Annotated in this window: 19 protein-coding genes, 1 tRNA gene and 2 rRNA genes; 8 read left to right on the top strand and 14 right to left on the bottom strand. The window is 62.8% G+C overall.

All coding sequences use genetic code 11. From position 1 onward, the window contains the following. Positions 1 to 60: 60 nt before the first annotated feature. Positions 61 to 246, bottom strand: a complete 186-nt coding sequence (locus tag IB262_RS07320) for a Flp family type IVb pilin (protein WP_060580518.1) — start codon at positions 244 to 246, stop codon at positions 61 to 63. Positions 247 to 279: 33 nt separating this feature from the next. Further along, complete coding sequence (locus IB262_RS07315; RefSeq protein WP_060580517.1) at positions 280 to 465, bottom strand: Flp family type IVb pilin; 186 nt, start codon at positions 463 to 465, stop codon at positions 280 to 282. Positions 466 to 722: 257 nt separating this feature from the next. Between IB262_RS07315 and IB262_RS07310 the strand changes: the two genes are divergently transcribed. The 7 genes from IB262_RS07310 (at position 723) to IB262_RS07280 (ending at position 6,205) form a co-directional block, all read left to right on the top strand. Then, on the top strand, positions 723 to 1,136 hold the full coding sequence (locus IB262_RS07310) for a pilus assembly protein N-terminal domain-containing protein (protein ID WP_034805079.1): 414 nt from the start codon (positions 723 to 725) through the stop codon (positions 1,134 to 1,136). Positions 1,137 to 1,252: 116 nt separating this feature from the next. Further along, the gene (locus IB262_RS07305) at positions 1,253 to 1,876 is read left to right on the top strand and encodes a TadE/TadG family type IV pilus assembly protein (RefSeq protein ID WP_060580516.1); all 624 of its coding nucleotides are present in this window, start codon (positions 1,253 to 1,255) and stop codon (positions 1,874 to 1,876) included. Between the two features lie 11 nt (positions 1,877 to 1,887). Then, complete coding sequence (locus IB262_RS07300; RefSeq protein ID WP_112977012.1) at positions 1,888 to 2,475, top strand: TadE/TadG family type IV pilus assembly protein; 588 nt, start codon at positions 1,888 to 1,890, stop codon at positions 2,473 to 2,475. A 141-nt stretch (positions 2,476 to 2,616) separates the two neighbouring features. Further along, positions 2,617 to 3,837, top strand: coding sequence for a phosphopentomutase (locus IB262_RS07295; protein WP_112977013.1), 1,221 nt, complete (start codon positions 2,617 to 2,619; stop codon positions 3,835 to 3,837). Beyond that, entirely contained in the window at positions 3,834 to 4,802 is a 969-nt protein-coding gene (locus IB262_RS07290; RefSeq protein ID WP_192493500.1) for an adenosine deaminase, read from the top strand. Before IB262_RS07295 ends, IB262_RS07290 begins: the two co-directional genes overlap by 4 nt. A 117-nt stretch (positions 4,803 to 4,919) precedes the next feature. Then, the gene (gene upp / locus IB262_RS07285) at positions 4,920 to 5,549 is read left to right on the top strand and encodes a uracil phosphoribosyltransferase (protein ID WP_034805105.1); all 630 of its coding nucleotides are present in this window, start codon (positions 4,920 to 4,922) and stop codon (positions 5,547 to 5,549) included. 128 nt (positions 5,550 to 5,677) lie between these two features. Next, positions 5,678 to 6,205 (top strand): TIGR02281 family clan AA aspartic protease, encoded by a 528-nt coding sequence (locus tag IB262_RS07280; RefSeq protein WP_089043333.1) that lies wholly within the window; start codon positions 5,678 to 5,680, stop codon positions 6,203 to 6,205. On the opposite strand, the gene deoA is transcribed toward IB262_RS07280, so the two are convergent. The 9 genes from deoA to IB262_RS07235 form a co-directional block, all read right to left on the bottom strand. Next, positions 6,198 to 7,514: a thymidine phosphorylase gene (deoA, locus tag IB262_RS07275; protein WP_192493499.1), complete on the bottom strand. Its 1,317-nt coding sequence runs from the start codon at positions 7,512 to 7,514 to the stop codon at positions 6,198 to 6,200. The two genes, IB262_RS07280 and deoA, sit on opposite strands and share 8 nt — an antisense overlap. Continuing rightward, positions 7,511 to 8,317 (bottom strand): purine-nucleoside phosphorylase, encoded by an 807-nt coding sequence (locus IB262_RS07270; protein WP_060580511.1) that lies wholly within the window; start codon positions 8,315 to 8,317, stop codon positions 7,511 to 7,513. The genes deoA and IB262_RS07270 overlap by 4 nt, the downstream gene beginning before the upstream one ends. After that, positions 8,314 to 8,706: a cytidine deaminase gene (locus IB262_RS07265; protein ID WP_034805117.1), complete on the bottom strand. Its 393-nt coding sequence runs from the start codon at positions 8,704 to 8,706 to the stop codon at positions 8,314 to 8,316. The genes IB262_RS07270 and IB262_RS07265 overlap by 4 nt, the downstream gene beginning before the upstream one ends. A 4-nt stretch (positions 8,707 to 8,710) precedes the next feature. Next, positions 8,711 to 9,682 carry an ABC transporter permease gene (locus IB262_RS07260; RefSeq protein WP_043622808.1) on the bottom strand — a complete coding sequence of 324 codons (972 nt, stop codon included), beginning with the start codon at positions 9,680 to 9,682 and terminating at the stop codon, positions 8,711 to 8,713. A 4-nt stretch (positions 9,683 to 9,686) separates the two neighbouring features. Further along, a complete protein-coding gene (locus IB262_RS07255; protein WP_034805123.1) occupies positions 9,687 to 10,820 on the bottom strand; it encodes an ABC transporter permease in 1,134 nt (377 codons plus the stop codon). Continuing rightward, positions 10,817 to 12,352: an ABC transporter ATP-binding protein gene (locus IB262_RS07250; protein ID WP_034805126.1), complete on the bottom strand. Its 1,536-nt coding sequence runs from the start codon at positions 12,350 to 12,352 to the stop codon at positions 10,817 to 10,819. The genes IB262_RS07255 and IB262_RS07250 overlap by 4 nt, the downstream gene beginning before the upstream one ends. Before the next feature lie 248 nt (positions 12,353 to 12,600). Beyond that, complete coding sequence (locus IB262_RS07245; protein ID WP_192356750.1) at positions 12,601 to 14,919, bottom strand: heavy metal translocating P-type ATPase; 2,319 nt, start codon at positions 14,917 to 14,919, stop codon at positions 12,601 to 12,603. 95 nt (positions 14,920 to 15,014) lie between these two features. Then, positions 15,015 to 16,286, bottom strand: a complete 1,272-nt coding sequence (locus tag IB262_RS07240; protein ID WP_192493498.1) for an aldehyde dehydrogenase family protein — start codon at positions 16,284 to 16,286, stop codon at positions 15,015 to 15,017. Next, a complete protein-coding gene (locus IB262_RS07235; RefSeq protein WP_034805132.1) occupies positions 16,270 to 16,977 on the bottom strand; it encodes a lysoplasmalogenase in 708 nt (235 codons plus the stop codon). The genes IB262_RS07240 and IB262_RS07235 overlap by 17 nt, the downstream gene beginning before the upstream one ends. 211 nt (positions 16,978 to 17,188) lie before the next feature. On the opposite strand from IB262_RS07235, the gene IB262_RS07230 reads away from it, so the two are divergent. Next, entirely contained in the window at positions 17,189 to 17,920 is a 732-nt protein-coding gene (locus IB262_RS07230) for an alpha/beta hydrolase (protein WP_162728890.1), read from the top strand. Between the two features lie 91 nt (positions 17,921 to 18,011). On the opposite strand, the gene IB262_RS07225 is transcribed toward IB262_RS07230, so the two are convergent. The 3 genes from IB262_RS07225 to IB262_RS07215 all read right to left on the bottom strand — a co-directional run. After that, positions 18,012 to 18,088 (bottom strand) — tRNA-Met (locus IB262_RS07225). Between the two features lie 206 nt (positions 18,089 to 18,294). Beyond that, positions 18,295 to 18,409, bottom strand: a 5S ribosomal RNA gene (gene rrf / locus IB262_RS07220). Positions 18,410 to 18,554: 145 nt separating this feature from the next. Next, positions 18,555 to 18,661, bottom strand: a 23S ribosomal RNA gene (locus tag IB262_RS07215); the annotation flags it as partial.

Genomic DNA, 18,661 nt, shown 5'->3' with positions numbered 1-18,661 from the left:
CGATGGAGCCGCCCTTTTCGGGGGCGGCTCCATCGTCGATCCGCTACGAAAGCTGGATCATCACAGTTTTCCGGCCGTGCTCGTCGAAACCGTTGTTTCGACCCCGCTGAACGTGGCGTTAATCGCATTGCCGAGCGAACTTGCACCGACAATGAGCGCCACCGAGACGAGGGCGGCAATCATGCCGTATTCGATCGCGGTCGCTCCGGACTCATCCCGCAGCAAGCGGCAGAAAATCGACTTCATCGAAATCCCCTCCGTTCGAGGCGGTCAGCCCGATTACTTTGCTGCGGTCGCGGCAGTCGTCATCTTGGTGCCGAGGCTGCTGAATACGGAATTCAGCTGGTCGCCGAGGGTCGTTGCGCCTGCGATCAGGGCAACGGAGATGAGCGCGGCAATGAGGCCATACTCGATGGCGGTCGCGCCGGACTCGTCCTTCATCAGACGGGCAAAAATCTTCTTCATGATGATTCTCCTACTTCACGTTTGTTGTTCAGCACTTCCGCCAACTGTTGCCGTTGATCGGATGAACCCCAAACTAGTCCTGGCGCATTGCCATCAACTTAAAGAAGGCGGTTACCTGAAGGTTAACGAAGCATCCCTGATTATTGGGTAAACGAACAGAAAACGGCGAAGCCTCCGCAAAGCCTCAATAGGACCGACTTAACGGTTCGTTCACCAAGACCGGTGAGTATGGCATGAACACCACCTAGGGACCCGCCATGACCACGCCATTCGCGACCGGCCGAGCCGCCATATTCGCATTCGCGATCGCCGCCCTCGCCCCATCGGTTGCCGCCGCGGCCGAAAGCGACATGATGCGCGTGTATATGGATCATGCGCGCGTATTGAAGCTCGATCGCCCGGTCAGCAAGGTCATCATCGGCAATGCCGAGGTGGCGGACGCGACGGTTGCGGACGCCCGTACGATCGTCATTACCGGCCGCAACTTCGGAACCACCAACCTGGTCATCCTCGATCAGGACGGAAACGCCATCGTCGACGAGCGGATCCTGGTGTCGATCGACGAAGGTAACACCGTGCGCGTCTATAAACAAACGTCCCGCACCGTGCTCTCCTGCACACCAAATTGCGAGCGTCACGCGGAACGCAAAACCACAGGTAGCACCAATTGATTTTTATGGGTTCGAAGCGCGTGGTTCGTTAAAATGCGCACCATCCCTGAGAACGAAATATCAATGGTTGCTCCATAATCTGCCGCCCGTCTGGCGTAACATGATGGGACGGCGCAATGAACATCGAGCAGGCAACATGGCGGCCGAGCGGGGCCGAAAAAAGGCGAAAAGGCATTTTCAGCCGCTTCCTTCGCAACCGCAAAGGCACGACAAGCATCGAGTTCGCCATTCTCGCGCTTCCCTTCTTCGTGGTGATCTTCGCCTCGCTCGAAACCTTCGCCGCCTTCTACGGCGACCAGCTCCTGGCGAATGCGACGGAGACGATGGCGCGCAAGGTCCGCACCGGTCAGATCACCTTCCAGCAGGGAAAACAGACCGACATGAGCGAGGCTCAGTTCCGCCAGGCGTTCTGCGACGAGATCTCGGTCCTGATGAAGTGCTCGGCCACTGAAGCCGGCCTACCCTCGCAATTCTATCTGGACGTCAGAGCGGTCAGTGATCTCAGCAAGTTTCCCGTGCTGATCCCGCGGAAGGCCGATTCCACCGACATCGACACGACCGGCTTCAAGTTTGCCCCTGGCGGCCCCGGCTCCTTCAACGTGGTTCGCGCCTATTATCGCTGGAGCGTCTTCACGGACCTCGTCAGGCCGTTCATCACCAACCTGCGGCCCGCCGGCTCAAGCATGCCGAAGGACTATCTCATGGTGGCGACCGCCACCTTCCGAAACGAGAGCGAGTGAGGCGCCCCGCGATGCCGTATTCCGCGTTTGAAATCCTGCGCCTCAAGCCGATCACCAAGGCCCTTGGCGCGCTGCGGCGCGACAGAAGCGGCGTCGGTGCGGTCGAATTCGCGATCGTCGCCCCGCTGCTGGTGATGGCCTATCTCGGCGCCTTCGAACTCTCGGTCGGTTTTACAGTTGCCGGCAAGACCGCGCGCGCCGCAAGCGCTACGGCCGACGTCGTCGCGCAGCAGACGGAGGTCAACAAGGCCTTCCTCGCCAACGTGCCGAACATCGCAAAGAGCATCCTGGCGCCCTACGGAAACGCCAACTACACGCTGAAGATCAGCGGCATCGCGGTCACGAACACCAATGAGGGCACGATCCTGTGGTCGCGCGATCAGGCAGGCGGCACGCCCTATGCCGTCAATACCAAGGTCTCCCTGCCCGCCCAGTTCACAGCGACCAACTCCTTCGTCATTCGCACGGAACTGACGGTACCGCACGAACTCCTACTCTATGCGCCCAACCTTCAGGCGACGACAAAGACCATCGATCTCTCCAAGACGGCCTACTTCCACGCACGCCTCTCCCAGCCGATAAAATGCTCGGATTGCTGATCGGACAGACATGCGGCGCAATTGCATTGAGCAACGAGCGGCGCTATCCCTTCGAGATTGCGCGGGTGCCCTAGAGGGCGTGCCTGCGCTTTTCCGGAGGTTTCGGGCCGCGATCGCCGCGCGCCCGCTGTCAGGTGCATCATGGCGCGTGCCTTTCTATTCGTTCTCGATTCCTTTGGCATAGGCGGAGCGCCGGACGCCGAAGCCTTCGGCGATCTCGGTGCCAACACGCTTGGCCATATCGCCGAGTTCTGCGCTATCGGTGCTGCCGACCGGCCCGGATTGCGCGAGGGCCCGCTCAGCCTGCCGAACATGTCCGCGCTTGGCCTGATCCACGCGGCAAAGCTTGCGACCGGCACGATTCCCCAGGGCATGCCGGTGCCCAATCGCGTTTATGGCGCCTATGGCGCGGCGAGCGAAGTATCGCGCGGCAAGGACACGCCCTCCGGTCATTGGGAAATCGCCGGGACACCCGTCATGTTCGACTGGGGCTACTTCTCCGCCGAAGGCGACGCCTTTCCGCCGGAGCTTGTCGAAGCGATCTGCCGCGAGGCCAACATTCCCGGCATTCTCGGCAACTGCCACGCCTCCGGCACCGATATCATCGTCCGCCACGGCGAGGAGCACATGCGCAGTGGCAAGCCGATCTGCTACACTTCGTCGGACTCGGTCTTCCAGATCGCAGCGCACGAGCAGAGTTTTGGCCTCGACCGCCTGCTCGAGCTTTGCCAGATCGTTCGCCGCCTACTCGACCACTACAATATCGGCCGCGTCATCGCCCGCCCCTTCGTCGGCGCGAGCCCGCAGACTTTTGCGCGCACCGGCAACCGGCGCGACTTTTCGGTGCTGCCGCCGGAGCCGACGATCCTCGACCGGCTGGTGGAGGCCGAGCGCACGGTTCACGCCATCGGCAAGATCGGCGACATCTTCGCCCATCAGGGCGTGACCAAGCTGACCAAGGCCGATGGCAACATGGCCCTCTTCGATGCCAGCATTGCAGCCATCGACGAGGCCGAGGACGGAAGCCTGGTCTTCACCAACTTCGTCGATTTCGACATGCTCTACGGGCATCGTCGCGACGTTGCCGGCTATGCGGCTGCCCTCGAGGCCTTCGACGCGCGCCTGCCCGATCTCGACCGGCGCCTGCAGCCGGGCGACATCGTCATCCTGACGGCCGACCATGGCTGCGACCCGACCTGGCGCGGTACCGACCATACGCGCGAGCGCGTGCCGGTGCTGATGTTCGGGCCGTCCCTGCGCAGCCGCTCGCTTGGCATTGCCAATACCTTCACGCATATCGGCGAAACCGTCGCCAAGCATCTCGGCATCGCGCCGGGCCACCATGGGAGAAGCCTCATTTGACCGCACATCTGAAGAAGGCGGAACTGCATTGCCACATCGAGGGTGCGACGCCGCCCGAACTGGCTTTGGCCCAGGCCGAGAAATATGGCGTCGACACCAGCGCAATCATCCGCGACAAGGCCTATGTCTGGGAAGACTTCACCAGCTTCGTGAAATGCTACGACGCCATCGCCTCGCTGTTTAAGACCGAGGAAGACTACGCGCTGCTCGCGGAAGCCTATCTGACCGAACTTGCCGAAGCCGGAACGAGCTATAGCGAAATCATCGTTTCGCCCGACCACGGCAACACGATCGGCCTGGGTGCCCACGCCTATCTCGAAGGTCTTGCCGCCGGCATGGAAGCGGCCCGGCAGAAGACCGGCATCGAATCGCGCATGCTGATCACGGGCATCCGCCATCTCGGCCCGGAATCGGTGATCAAGACGGCCGAATTCGCCGCCAGGCGCGAACACAAGCTCGTCACCGGCTTCAACCTTGCCGGCGAAGAGCGCATGCACAAGGTCGCCGACTTCGCGCGCGCCTTCGACATCGTGCGTGATGCCGGCCTCGGGCTGACGATCCATGCGGGCGAACTCTCGGGCGCCTTCAGCGTTCGCGACGCGCTCGACCACGTGCGCCCGTCGCGCATCAGCCACGGTGTGCGGGCGATCGAAGACGCGGATCTGGTGCGGCGCCTCGCCGATGAGGGTGTGGTGCTCGAGGTTTGCCCCGGCTCCAACATCTCGCTTCAGGTCTTCCCCGATTTCGCGTCGCATCCGCTGCGGGCCCTGCACGAGGCCGGCGTGCGCGTCACGCTCAATTCCGACGACCCGCCGTTCTTCCACACTTCGCTCGCCCAGGAATACGACATCGCCTCCGCGGTGATGGGCTTCAGCGACGATGAGATCAACGGCATGACCAGGACCGCGATCGAAGCCGCCTTTGTCGACGAGGCGACGCGCCAGCGGTTGCTGACGCGGATCTAGGGGTACAGGTCGCGATTTGCCGGCTGGGGATGACGGTCTCCGGTCGGCCAATACCCTTGCGGCGAAGGCGCATTCCATGGAAAAAGGACGGATACAAAAAATCCGGAAAGGTGAGCCATGAACGGCGTTACAGTGATCGATCATCCGCTTGTGCAGCACAAGCTGACCATCATGCGCAAGAAGGAGACCTCGACTGCGGGTTTCCGCCGGCTTCTCCGTGAGATCTCGACGCTGCTCTGCTACGAGGTGACGCGCGATCTCGAGCTGACGATGGAGCGCATCGAAACGCCGCTGCAGGAAATCGACTCGCCGGTCCTCGAAGGCAAGAAGCTTGTCTTCGCCTCGATCCTACGCGCCGGCAACGGGCTGCTGGAAGGCATGCTCGAACTGGTGCCTTCGGCCCGCGTCTCCCATATCGGCGTCTATCGCGACCATGAGACGCTGGAGGCGGTGGAATACTACTTCAAGGCACCGGAGAGCCTGTCAGAGCGCCTGATCATCGTCGTCGATCCGATGCTTGCCACCGGCAATTCCTCGATCGCGGCGATCGACAAGCTGAAGGAGCGCGGCGCCAAGAACATGCGCTTCCTCTGCCTGCTCGCCGCTCCTGAAGGCATCCGCAATTTCCAGAGCGCGCACCCGGACGTGCCGATCTTCACCGCCTCGATCGACAGCCACCTGAACGAACTCGGCTACATCATGCCCGGTCTGGGTGACGCCGGCGACCGCATGTACGGCACCAAGTGATTTTCAGATCCTTAACCAGGATCTGAAATCGATGAGAAAACCGCCGGATCCCGGCGGTTTTTTTATGTCGTCTTAGGCATCACCAGCTCTACTTGCACGAGCATAAGTTAGATTGAGAGGTGATGTCCATGCTCGTCCGTTTGCTGACATTGGCCGGCGCTGCGGCAGTCGCGGCCATCTTGGTCCCGAACCTTGCGACCAGGTTTCTGTCCCACGCAGACAACGGGAAGACCACACAGGAAGCTGCAGCCCCGCCGACGACCACCGCGAAATACGCGATGGGGCGCAGCGTCGTGCTCGACGCCGACGACAGAGGCCATTTCATTGGCACCTTCCGCATCAATGGGCGAACGGAACGCGGACTGGTCGATACCGGCGCCAGTGCGATCATTATCAATTTTTCAACCGCAAGGCGGCTCGGGATTTCGGCGAGCACGCTCGACTTCGCCGCGGCACGTGTCAACACGGCCAATGGCATCGTCGGGGCAGCGCCGGCGGTCCTCAGCCGAATCGAGATCGGAGGCATATCGGTGCGCGACGTTCAGGCGCTGGTGCTTCCGGACAAGGCGCTCTCGGGGACTCTGATCGGCATGACCTTCCTGAACCGGCTGTCCTCTTTCCGTGTCGAGGACGGCGACCTGCATCTCGTCAGGTGATTTTCGCGACGATCGGGGACCTCGTCTCCGGCTCGGCCTCATCGATCGTGTAGAGTGCCAAAAGGCGTCGCCGGGCCGCTTCCGCAGCCTCCTGGTCTGCCGCGTGAACGAAGGCGATGAGATCGCCCTTCTCGACCCGCGTTCCAAGCGGCTTCAGCGCATCGAAACCGACGCGGTGATCGATCCTGTCGTCTGGATGCGAACGCCCGCCGCCGAGCGCGATGACGGCCATGCCCAGTTCCCGCGTCTCGCAGGCGGCGAGATAGCCGGACTGCTCGGCTTCGACCGGCAGAATGACCGGCGCACGTCCGAGATAGGCGCCCGAGCCCTCGATGAAGTCCGCCGGTCCACCCAGCGCATGTACCATCTTCCCGAACCGTTCCAGTGCCGCTCCGCTGGCAAGCACTTTGCGCGCCTGGGCTTCACCCTGTTCGGCATCGCCGGCAGCGCCGCCGGCCACCAACATTTCGGCGGCAAAGGCGAGCACGACGGTTTCAAGCCGCGTTCCCTTCTTCTCGCCTCGAAGGAAAGCCAGGCAATTGTCGATCTCCAGTGCATTGCCGGCCGCGTCTGCCAGGGGCTCGTTCATGTCGGTCAGGAGTGCGGAGGTGCGAACGCCGGCGCCATTGGCAACGTCGACCAACGAGCGCGCCAGGATCTCGGCCTCACGCGCATCGCTCATGAAGGAGCCGTTGCCGAGCTTGACGTCCAGCACCAGCGACTGAAGGCCGGCCGCGAGCTTCTTCGACAGAATCGAGGCCGTGATCAGCGGTACCGAATCGACGGTCGCAGTGACATCGCGGATCGCATAGAGGCGCTTGTCGGCAGGCGCGAGATTAGCGGTCTGGCCGATGATGGCGCAACCGATCTCGTCGACCGTCCTGCGGAAGACACTCGCCGACGGCTGGATATCATAGCCGGGTATGGATTCGAGCTTGTCGAGCGTGCCGCCGGTGTGCCCGAGCCCGCGCCCTGATATCATCGGCACGGCGAGCCCGCAGGCGGCAACGATCGGCGCCAGCATCAGCGAGACGTTGTCGCCGACACCGCCGGTCGAATGTTTGTCGGCTATGGGTCGTCTGATGGTGCTCCAGTCGAGTGTTTCGCCACTATCGCGCATCGCCAATGTCAGCGCGACGGTCTCCTCGCGGCTCATGCCGGAGAACCAGATCGCCATGGCGAAGGCGGCGACCTGCCCTTCGGAGATCGAACCATCCGACAGGCCGCGAACGAAATCCGCGATCTCGGCCGGGGCGAGGTGCTCGCCGTTGCGTTTGCGCCTGATGGTTTCCTGCGGAAGCATCGTCACCCGCACACCGCGTCGGCCGCGATCATGTCGGCGAGGATCGCGGCAAGCCGCTTGCCGCCGATCGGCGCCATGTCCTTCGTCTCGTGATGGCTGATCTCGCCACCGGTCATGCCGGCGCCGAAATTGGTGATCACAGAGGCGGCAACGACGCGGAGGCCGAAGAAGCGCGCGAGGATGACTTCCGGAACCGTGGACATGCCGACCGCATCGGCGCCAAGGATGCGCGCCATGCGGATCTCCGCCGGCGTTTCGAAGCTCGGTCCGGAGAACCACATGTAGACGCCGGCGAGAAGCGGAATGCCGAGGCGCTCGGCGCTCTCCTGCATTCTTTCCGCAAGCTCGGCATCATAGGCATTGGTCATGCCGACGAAGCGATCGTCGCTGTCGACGCCGATCAGCGGGTTGAAGCCCGAATAGTTGATGTGGTCGGATATCCGCATCACCGATCCCGGCGGCAGATCGTCCCGCAGCGATCCGGCGGAATTGGTCAGCACCAGGCATTCGATGCCGAGCGCCCTAAGGGTTTCGAGCGGGACGCGCATCGCATTGGCGTCGCCCTGCTCGTAGTAGTGGACACGACCAGACAGCATGACAACAGGCACGCCCGAGAGCGTTCCGGCCACAAGTTCGCCGGCATGGCCGGAGACGCTGCTGACCGGGAACCCGGGGATCTCGGCGTAGGAGAGGCGCAACGTCTCGTCCAAAGCCTCGACCAGAGAACCGAGGCCAGAGCCGAGCACGATGCCATAGCGTGGAGAGAGGCCCCCGAGCCTGGCCTTCAACAGTTCAGCGGCCGCGGTCATCCGAGAATCTCGGTCTCGAAGCTGTGCGGCAGCAGGTCCGACAGTGCCAGGGTCTTTTTCACGCCGGTCTCGTCGCACAGGAAGATGCGCGTGCTGGCGCCGGAGAACTCCGCCAGCCGCTGGCGGCAGCCGCCGCAGGGCGGGCAGAGCGCCAGCTTCTCGGCAATGACGGCGACTTCCATGATCTTGCGCTGGCCGGCCATGACCATATGGCTGATCGCGGTGGTTTCGGCGCACCAGCCCTCGGGGAAGGACAGGTTCTCGATGTTGGCGCCGGTATAGATCTTGCCGTCCTCGGCGCGGATCGCCGCGCCGACCGGAAACTTCGAGTAGGGCGCATGCGCCTTGGCCATTGCGTCACGCGCGGCTTCGAACAGTTCCTTTTCCATGGTTCTAGCGCTCCTTGACATAGGGGACGCCGCCGGCCTTCGGCGGAATGGCCTTGCCGATGAAACCGGCAAGCAGGATTACGGTGAGGATATAGGGCAGCGCCTGCATCAACTGCACCGGCACCTGGCCGATCAGCGGCAGCGGATTGCCCTGCAGACGGATGGCGAGCGCATCTAGGAAGCCGAAAAGCAGGCAGGCGAGCATGATGTTGAATGGACGCCACTTGGCGAAGATCAACGCTGCCAGCGCGATATAACCCTTACCGGCGGTCATTCCCTTGACGAAGCCGGCGGTCATGGCCAGCGACAGATAGGCACCTGCAAAGCCGCAGAGAATGCCGCAGCAGATGACGGCGCGATAGCGCATCCAGATCACCGAAATACCGGCTGTGTCGACCGCGCCCGGGTTCTCGCCGACGGCGCGCAGCCGCAGGCCGAAGCGGGTGCGATAGAGGATCCACCAGCTGATCGGCACCATGGCAAAGGCGACATAGGTCAGGATGAAATGCCCGGAAAGCAGGTCCGAATAGATCGGGCCGAGGATCGGGATTTCGCGGATGCTGTCGGCATAGGGAAAGGTGATCGTCTGGAAGCGTGCGCCTTCGCCGAGCGCCGGCGTGCGGCCGCCCTGGCGGAACCAGGCCTCGCCAAGGATGACGGTCGAGCCGGCGACGATGAAGTTGATCGCGACGCCCGAGACGATCTGGTTGCCGCGCTGGGTGATCGAGGCATAGCCGTGCACCAGCGACAACGCGATCGAGATCAGGATGGCGGCAAGCAGCCCCATCCAGACCGACTGGGTGACGGCCGCAACAGCGCCGGCGGCAAAGGCAGCACCAAGCATCTTGCCTTCAAGGCCGATGTCGAAGATGCCGGCGCGCTCGGTGAAGAGCCCTGCCAGCGCTGCGAAGATCAGCGGGACGGATACGCGGATGGTGGACTCGAGGAGCACCACGATGACGTGGAAGAAATCCATGGCTTCAAGCTCCCTTGGTCTGTGCCACGACGGCCGCACGGCGGCTCTGCATCGCAAACAGCCGGGCGATCGCCGGCCTGAACATGTTTTCGAGTGCACCGGCAAAGAGAATGACGAGACCCTGGATGATCACGATCATGTCGCGCGAGATCGACGGCATTTCGAAGGAGATTTCGGCTCCGCCCTGGTAAAGCATGCCGAAGAGAATGGCGGCCGGGATGATGCCGGCCGGATGCGAGCGGCCCATCAGCGCCACGGCGATGCCGACGAAGCCTGCGCCCTGCACGAAGTCGAGCTGCATGCGCCCCTGCTCGCCCATGATCGGATTGAGCGCCATCATGCCGGCAAGCGCACCGGATATCATCATGGTGATGACGGTGATGCGGCTTTCACTCATGCCGGCGTAGCGCGCGGCCGAAGGGCTGTGGCCCATGGTGCGCATTTCATAGCCGAGCTTGGTGCGCCAGATCAGAAGCCAGACGCAGAAGGCCGCGACCAGCGCCAGCAGGAACGAGACGTTGAACGGCGCCGTACCGATATCCAGCCCGAAGATCGCGAGCAGCCAATCGAGCTTGGGCAGTTGCCCGCCTTCGGCGAAGGTGCGCGTCTGCGGCGACATCGAGCCGAGCGGCTTCAGCACCCGCGTCAACAGGTAGACCATCAGGCTCGAGGCGATGAAGTTGAACATGATCGTCGTGATGACGATGTGGCTGCCGCGCTTGGCCTGCAGCCAGCCGGGCAGGAAGGCCCAGGCGGCGCCGAAGAAGGCGGACCCGAGGATCGCCAGCGGGAACACCACGAACCACGGCATCGTCTGGTCGAGCCAGAGGCAGGCAAGCGCCACGCCGATACCGCCGACATAGGCCTGGCCTTCGCCGCCGATGTTGAAGAGGCCGGCATGGAAGGCGACGGCGACGGCAAGACCGGTGAAGATGAAGGTGGTGGCGTAGTACAGCGTGAAGCCGAGATATTCGCCGCGGCCGAAGGCGCCGTTGATCAGGTGATAGGCCGCTTCCAACGGATTTTCACCGACGAGCAACACGACGAGACCGGCGACGAGGAAGGCAACAGCGAGGTTGACCAGCGGGACGAGGCCGTATTCGACCCAGCCCGGAAGCTTAGCATAGGGGGTGCTCATTCTGCGGCCTCCTTGCGGCCTTCAACGCCGGCCATCAGCAGGCCGAGTTCGCCCTCGGTCGCATCCGGATCGCGCTCGCCGACGACACGGCCGGCAAACATGACGAGGATACGGTCCGACAGGGCGCGGATTTCATCGAGCTCGACGGAGACCAACAGGACAGCCATGCCCTGGTCGCGCATCTCGATGATCCGTCTATGGATGAATTCGATGGCGCCGACATCGACGCCGCGCGTCGGCTGGCCGATGATCAGCACATCGGGCCCGCGCTCCATTTCACGCGCCAGCACGATCTTCTGCTGGTTGCCGCCGGAGAAATTGGCGGTCTTCAGCCGCGGATTCGGCGGGCGGATATCGTATTCGGCGATGCGCTGCTCTGCGTCCTTGCGGATCGCATCGACGTTCAGGAAGACGCCGTTGAGGTAACGCTTGTCGTGATGATAGCCGAGGATCGCGTTTTCGCATTCCTCGAACTTCAGCACGAGACCGACATGGTGGCGGTCTTCCGGCACGTGGGCGAGACCACGATTGCGCAGTTCGGAGGGGTCGGCGCGGCCGGTAACGTCGATGGGCTTACCGTTGAGAAGCACGGAGCCCGACACGGCGCGACGAATGCCCGAAATCGCTTCGAGCAGCTCGGATTGGCCGTTGCCGGCAACTCCGGCAATGCCGACGATCTCACCCGCCCTCAGGTTGAAGGAGACGTTGTCAACCATGGTGACACCGCGGCCGTCCTTGACCGTCAGCCCCTCGACCGCGAGCTTCACCTCGCCGGGCTTGGCCTCGCCCTTTTCGACACGCAGCAAGACGCGACGCCCGACCATGAGTTCGGCAAGCTCTTCGACCGAGGTTTCAGCCGTCGTGCGCGTTGCTACCATCTCGCCGCGGCGCATGACCGACACCTCGTCGGTGATCGCCATGATCTCGCGCAGCTTGTGGGTGATGAGGATGACGGTCTTGCCCTGGTTCTTCAGCTGTTCGAGCACCCGGAAGAGATGGTCGGCCTCAGCCGGCGTCAAGACGCCGGTCGGCTCGTCGAGGATCAGGATATCGGCCCGGCGATAAAGTGCTTTCAGGATCTCGACGCGCTGCTGCAGGCCAACGGGCAGTTCCTCGATGACGGCATCCGGATCGACTTCTAGCGCATATTCGCGCTCCAGCCGCTTCAGCTCGACGCGCGCCTTGGCAATACCTTTGTTGAGGATCTGGCTGTCCTCGGCGCCGAGCATGATGTTTTCGAGCACCGTGAAGTTCTCGACCAGCATGAAATGCTGGTGGACCATGCCGATGCCGGCGGCGATCGCCGCATTCGGATCGCGGATCGCGACGGGTTTTCCGTCGACGAGGATTTCACCGCTATCGGCCTGATAGAAGCCGTAGAGGATCGACATCAGGGTCGATTTTCCCGCACCGTTTTCGCCGATGATGCCGTGGATCGTCCCTTTGCGGACTTTTAGATTGATGTTCTTGTTGGCGTGGACCGGACCGAAACTCTTGTCGATCCCACGCAGTTCGATGGCAATATTGTCCATATTGGCCTTGCGATCCCCAAACTGGCCCGCTTCGGCATTCTTCCCAGAAACCGTGCCGGCGATTTTTTTACCATTTGGTCTAAGTTTATCATCGATTTTTCGGGGCGAAAGCCCTCAACCGTGATCTCCTTATACTCTCATCAGATCGCTGGTGAGAGTCCAGCGTGAATATACACAGGCACTTGGACGCGAAAAACCGGCGACAACGGGTGCCGCCGGTCCTTCATATTGGGATTATTTGGTGGTTCTCAGACGGCTCGTACGGGCCGAAGCAGCCTGAGGGCATTCATCGTGACGAGAACGGTCGCACCGGTGTCGGCGAGGATCGCCGGCCAAAGGCCGGTAACGCCGATGATCGTCGTCACCAGGAAGACCGCCTTCAGGCCAAGCGCAATCGTGATGTTCTGAACGATGTTGCGCATCGTCGAGCGGGAGAGCCGGATCATCGCCGCAACGTCGCCGACACGGCCGTGCAACACCGCCGCGTCCGCCGTTTCCAGCGCCACATCGGTGCCGCCGCCCATGGCGATGCCGATGTCGGCCGCGGCCAGCGCCGGCGCGTCGTTGATGCCGTCACCGATCTTGGCAACGTTGAAGCCTTCCGCCTTCAGTTCGCGCACGATACGTTGCTTGTCCTCGGGCAGGAGCTCCGCACGGACCTCCATGCCGAACTGGCGGCCGATCGCTTCGGCCGTGCGGCGGTTGTCGCCCGTCAGCATGACGACGCGGAGGCCGGCGTCCGTGAGCGCCTTCACACCCGCGGCCGCATCCGGCCGAGGCTCGTCACGCATGGCAATGGCACCGGCCATCACGCCACCGGCGACCAGCACAGAAACGGTTTTGCCCTCATCGTTGAGAGCGGCGACGCGCGCCTTTTCGTCGGCCGTCATCGGCGTCCGCTCGGCTGCGGCCTTCGGCGAACCGAAGAACAGCGCGATGCCTTCGACGGTGCCTTCCAGCCCCTTGCCGCCCACCGCGTTCACAGTGGCGATATTGGGGATCGCAACGCCATCAGCCGTGCTGCGCTCCAGGATGGCCCGGGCAAGCGGGTGGCTCGATCCCTGCTCCAGTGCTGCGGCAAGACGCAGGACCTCCGCCTCCGACCGGCCGAAGCCGACGATGTCCGTCACCTTCGGCTTGCCTTCGGTCAGCGTTCCGGTCTTGTCGAAGGCGGCGGCCGTGACCTTGCCGACATTCTCAAGCACAGCGCCGCCCTTCATCAGCAAACCGCGACGGGCGCCGGCCGAAAGGCTGGCGGCGATCGCTGCCGGTGTCGAGATGACCAGCGCGCAGGGGCAGCCGATCAGAAGGATGGCAAGACCCTTGTAGATCCACTCGTCCCAGGAGCCGCCGGAGAGAAGCGGCGGCAGCACCGCCACAAGCGCCGCGACGACGACGACACCCGGCGTATAGTAGCGCGAGAAGCGGTCGATAAAGCGCTCGGTCGGCGCCTTGCTTTCCTGGGCTTCCTCCACCATGCGGACGATGCGCGCAATGGTGTTGTCGGCAGCGGCGGCCGTGACCCGCACGCGCAGCGCGCCGGAGCCATTGACGGTGCCCGCAACCACGGTGTCATCGACTTCCTTGCGCACCGGCGTGCTCTCGCCGGTAACCGGCGCTTCGTCGACGGCACTTTCGCCGGAGAGAATGACTCCGTCAGCCGGAATGCGGTCGCCGGGGCGAACGAGAATGACGGCGCCCACGCTCAGCGTTTCGGCCGGAACCTCATCCAGCCGCCCATCGCGCTCGACGAAGGCGGATTTCGGAACGAGCGCCGTCAGCGACTGGATGCTGGCGCGCGCCTTGCCGGCGGCCACGCCCTCCAGCAGTTCACCGACCAGGAAGAGCAGGACGACCATTGCCGCCTCTTCCGTCGCGCCGATGAAGACCGCGCCGATCGCGGCGATCGTCATCAGCATCTCGATCGAAAACGGCGTGCCCATGGTCGCAGCGACAAAGGCGCGCCGCGCAATCGGCAACAGGCCGACGAGCATGGCGAGGGTAAAGATCAAGGGCTCGGTCGCCGGGATCGTCTTGCCGACCGCATAGGCGGCAATCAGCGCCAGGCCGCTGGCAATCGTCAGCTTGCCCTTGCCCGACTTCCACCAGGGGCCGCTCGTCGGGCCGTGGTCATGACCGTGAAGGCCCATCGCTGCCGCGGCTGTCTCGCCCTTCTGGCTGGCGTTACCCTCGTGATGATGGGCGTGCTCATCGTGTCGATTACCATGATCATGGTCATGGTCATGGTCATGACTGTGATCGCCGTGATCGTGGTCGTGGTTATGATCATGATCGTGTCCGGAGCAGACATGCGCCGCTTTCCGCTCCGACGCCTGGCCTGCCTGGATCGGATGCAAACGATAGCCGAGCTTTCCGACCCTGCTCACAATCGACGTCGCAAGATCGTTTTCGTCGGCAAACTTGACCGACATGGTGCCCGCCGACACAGAGACCGATACGTCCTCGACGCCCGACAGCCGGCGCACCGCCGTATCGATCTTGGACGCGCAGGACGCGCAATCCATGCCCTCGACGCGATAACGGGCTTCCCGAATAGTGCTCGCCATAACCTGCTCCTTGCAAATTCTGAAGCAAGGCTACGACCTCTAGCAACTAGAGCTACAAGGCCAAATTGCTGCGTGATTGCAGATTTTTTGGCGAATTATCGCGACAGGAAGCGGATGACCCAGTCGGCAATGCCCCGATAGGGCGGTTTCACCAGGTCGCTCGGCGCCGGATCGAGTTTCCTCAGCACCGGCATCGCCTTGGAGAAGGTCAGGAACCCGTCGCGCCCGTGATAGTGGCCCATGCCGCTGGCGCCGACGCCGCCGAAAGGCAGGTCGTTGCAGCCGAACTGGTAGAGCGTGTCGTTGACGCAGACCCCGCCGGCGACGATGCGTGACAGGACGGCCTCGATTTCAACGTTATCGCGACTGAAGCAATAAAGTGCCAACGGGCGGTCGCGATCGCGCACATAGGCGATGGCTTCGTCGATGGAAGCGTAACTGACGATGGGAAGGATGGGCCCAAAAATCTCCTCGCCCATGACGGCGCTGTCGTGGTCCGGATCAAGCACGAGCGTCGGCAGCAGGACGCGTTCCCGCGCTATCGCGTCTGCTGCCCCTTCGAGAAGGGAAACCACCGGATGACCGCGCGCCTCGACATCCGCAATGAGCCGCTTCAGGCGCTCGTACTGGGCGTCGTTGATGATCGACGTGTAATCGTCGAGACCACGCTTCGACCGATAGCGCGCCACAGCCTCCCGTTTGAGCTGCTCCACGAAAGCATCCCGCCTGCTCTCATGGATCAGCACATAGTCGGGCGCGATACAGGTCTGCCCGGCGTTGAAGAACTTTCCGGTCGCGATGCGCGCAGCAGCCTTGGCGAGGTCTGCGGCTTCGCCGACGATCGCCGGCGATTTGCCGCCGAGCTCCAGCGTGACAGGTGTCAGGTTCTGCGCGGCCGCCGCCATCACCTTGCGGCCGACGGCGGTCGAGCCGGTGAAGAACAAGTGATCGAAGGGAAGGGCGGAGAAGGCTGCCGAAAGCTCGGCGGCCCCCAGGGCAACAGCCACCCGTGTCTCGGGAAAGACTTCGGCAAGCAGCGAGCGAAGGAATTCCGCGGTGCGCGGCGTGTGTTCGGACGGCTTCAGGTACACGTGGTTACCGGCCGCGATCGCCGCCACCAAGGGGGCAAGCGCCAGGTTGACCGGGTAGTTCCACGGCGAAATGATACCGACGACACCGAGGGCGCGATGACCAAAATCCTCTTCGATCGCCTCGCACATCTCCTCCATGCGGTCGCGCAGGCGGTCCCTGAGCCGGCTCAGGTCCGCACGGCGTTGTTCGACGGACGGCCGGTTGTCGCGCCAGGTCGTGCGTAGCCCGTCGAAAGTGGCATGGAGACCTGCGGGGTTGTCAGTGGCTATGGTCATCGGTCGAGCGGGCAAAGAACCATTGGGCTGCGTAGTAGGTGCCAAGCACCCAGAGCGCGTTGAAGGGGATCGCGAAGCGGAAGCGGCCATAGGCGAGTATGCTGTCACTGATCAGGAACAACAGGCCGCCATAGGCGGCGAGCCGTGCCGCCGTTGCCCGGGGCGTTCCCGAAAGCTGTCGGGCGCGCGAAATGGCCTGAGCCGCCATTGCTCCAAGCGCCAGGGCGTAGATGATGACGGGAATGCGCATTTCGTCAGGAAGCGAGGTCCAGAGCCCACCGACAACGGCGAGCGCAACGAGGGCAAAGGCCGCGAAGATGCCTTTGCTTTCGGCAAACTTGGCATCACGGGTGAGTGCGTAAATATAGGTGCAATGGGTCAGCAGAAAGCAAACGAGGCCTGCCAGGAAATAATCACCCGGCAGCATAAGAAAGACATCGCCGGCCGCCGCGAAGACGAGACCGATAGCAACGGCCCAGGCATAGGCGCTGGGTGTTTCAGAGATCGTTCGCAACACCACGACGAGAAGCAGCAGCGTCGCCGTCGGCTTCGTCAGATAATGCAGCCAGCGCCAGGGAGAATCGTCGGGGGCGGCAAGCAGGCTGCCGAGGATCGCCAAAGCGGCGCAGACGAAAAAGAGCACGTGGACGGGCCGGCTTCGGTGAACGTCCAAGGTTCCCTGATAACTCATGTCGTGCCACTCCCGCCCTAAGGCCGCGTTTCGACTCTGTTCCGGTCACGGCGATAGTTTCTATTTTTGCGCGATTGTCCAGCGGGCGCGCGCGGGCATATCGAGCAACACTACACTCCTGACGGACTACTGCGGACATCGCTCCGCTGGTGAACCGTCCGAAGCGCGGCAGGATTGCCCTTTCGCCGGCGGCTGGCTCATAGTGCGTTCCATGATCGCCCATTCCACCAACGGGCCGCAGCCAAGATCGGCCCCCGAACTCTTGCTGCTGCACGCATTGCCGCTCGACGGTTCCATGTGGGCGGAGCAGATGCATCTGCTGCCAGGCGCAACCCATGCCCCGACCCTCTATTCTTCGGGAGAGACGATTGACGCATGGGCGCGGGCCGCACTCGAACCGCTGAAGGGCGACAATATCATCGTGGTCGGCTGTTCCGTCGGCGGATCGTGCGCGCTCGAGGTCGCGACCATCGCACCGCAACGGGTCTCGGCGCTGGTGCTTATCGGCACGAAGGCCAGGCATCATCCCGATCCGACTTTCCATGCCTCCGCGCTCAGGCTGATTGGCGAGGAAGGCCCGGAAGCTGCCTGGGAATCCTATTGGGCGCCGCTGTTTTCCCGCGCCACCAGTGCGGCGACCGTCAACCGGGCGAAAGTAATGGCGTTACGATCCTCGGCGGCGGAGATAGCAAGGGGCGTTACCGTGTTTCATACGCGGCAGAGCCGGGATCACTGCCTCTCGACGTTTCCAGGGCCGATCACGATCGTGTCCGGAGCGGACGACGTCGCTCCGGGGCCAAGGGCGGGCGCCTCACAGGCCGCCGCCGCGATCGACGGCCGTGTGCACGTCCTCCCGGCTTGCGGCCATTATGTCCCACTGGAGCGTGCGTTTGCGCTGAATGCCATCCTGGCGGACGTGATCAGATCTCAGGACGTCACCTAAATTGGACGCTTGCGGCTTAGCAGGGGAATGCTTTCGGCCGTTCAAACGCCAAAAAGCCCGCTGGATTTCTCCATGCGGGCTTTTTTTGATTTGGTTGCGGGGGCAGGATTTGAACCTGCGGCCTTCAGGTTATGAGCCTGACGAGCTACCGGGCTGCTCCACCCCGCGTCCAGCGCAAATCCCTTTGGGATTTGGCGCGGTAGCGTAAACCGCTTGGCGGTTTATGCTTTTTCCGGTCCGGGTTTTGCGAAGCAAAATCCCGTTGTGTGTTTCGATTTTACCTACGCAAAAAGGCCGCTTGGTGGCGGCCCTTGCGTTTCGGCTTGGCCGAGTTTTGTGTCGAGAAGATTTCCGGATTTTCTTGCGATTTGCAGACCTGGCAGCGACCTACTCTCCCGCGTCTTAAGACGAAGTACCATCGGCGCTGGGGCGTTTCACGGCCGTGTTCGGAATGGGAACGGGTGCAGCCACCCCGCCAGAACCACCAGGTCGGCAAAGCGCAAGATTTGCGTCTAGCGGACGCAAACCGGATGAGAAGCTGGTGAGGTCGGCGTAAACCGCTTGCGGTTTATCGCCTTCACTCGTTTTGTTTTGAACACGTCGCTCATCTGGATGATGAGCATGAGCAATGGGAACGATCAAGCCAATCGAACGATTAGTACTGGTAAGCTTCATGCGTTGCCGCACTTCCACACCCAGCCTATCAACGTGGTCGTCTTCCACGGTTCTCAAGGGAATACT

Source organism: Ensifer sp. ENS02 (genome assembly GCF_014851885.1).
GTDB lineage: Bacteria > Pseudomonadota > Alphaproteobacteria > Rhizobiales > Rhizobiaceae > Ensifer > Ensifer adhaerens.
The sequence above is the reverse complement of the archived record's forward strand: the minus strand, read 5'-3'. Positions and strand labels throughout refer to the sequence as shown.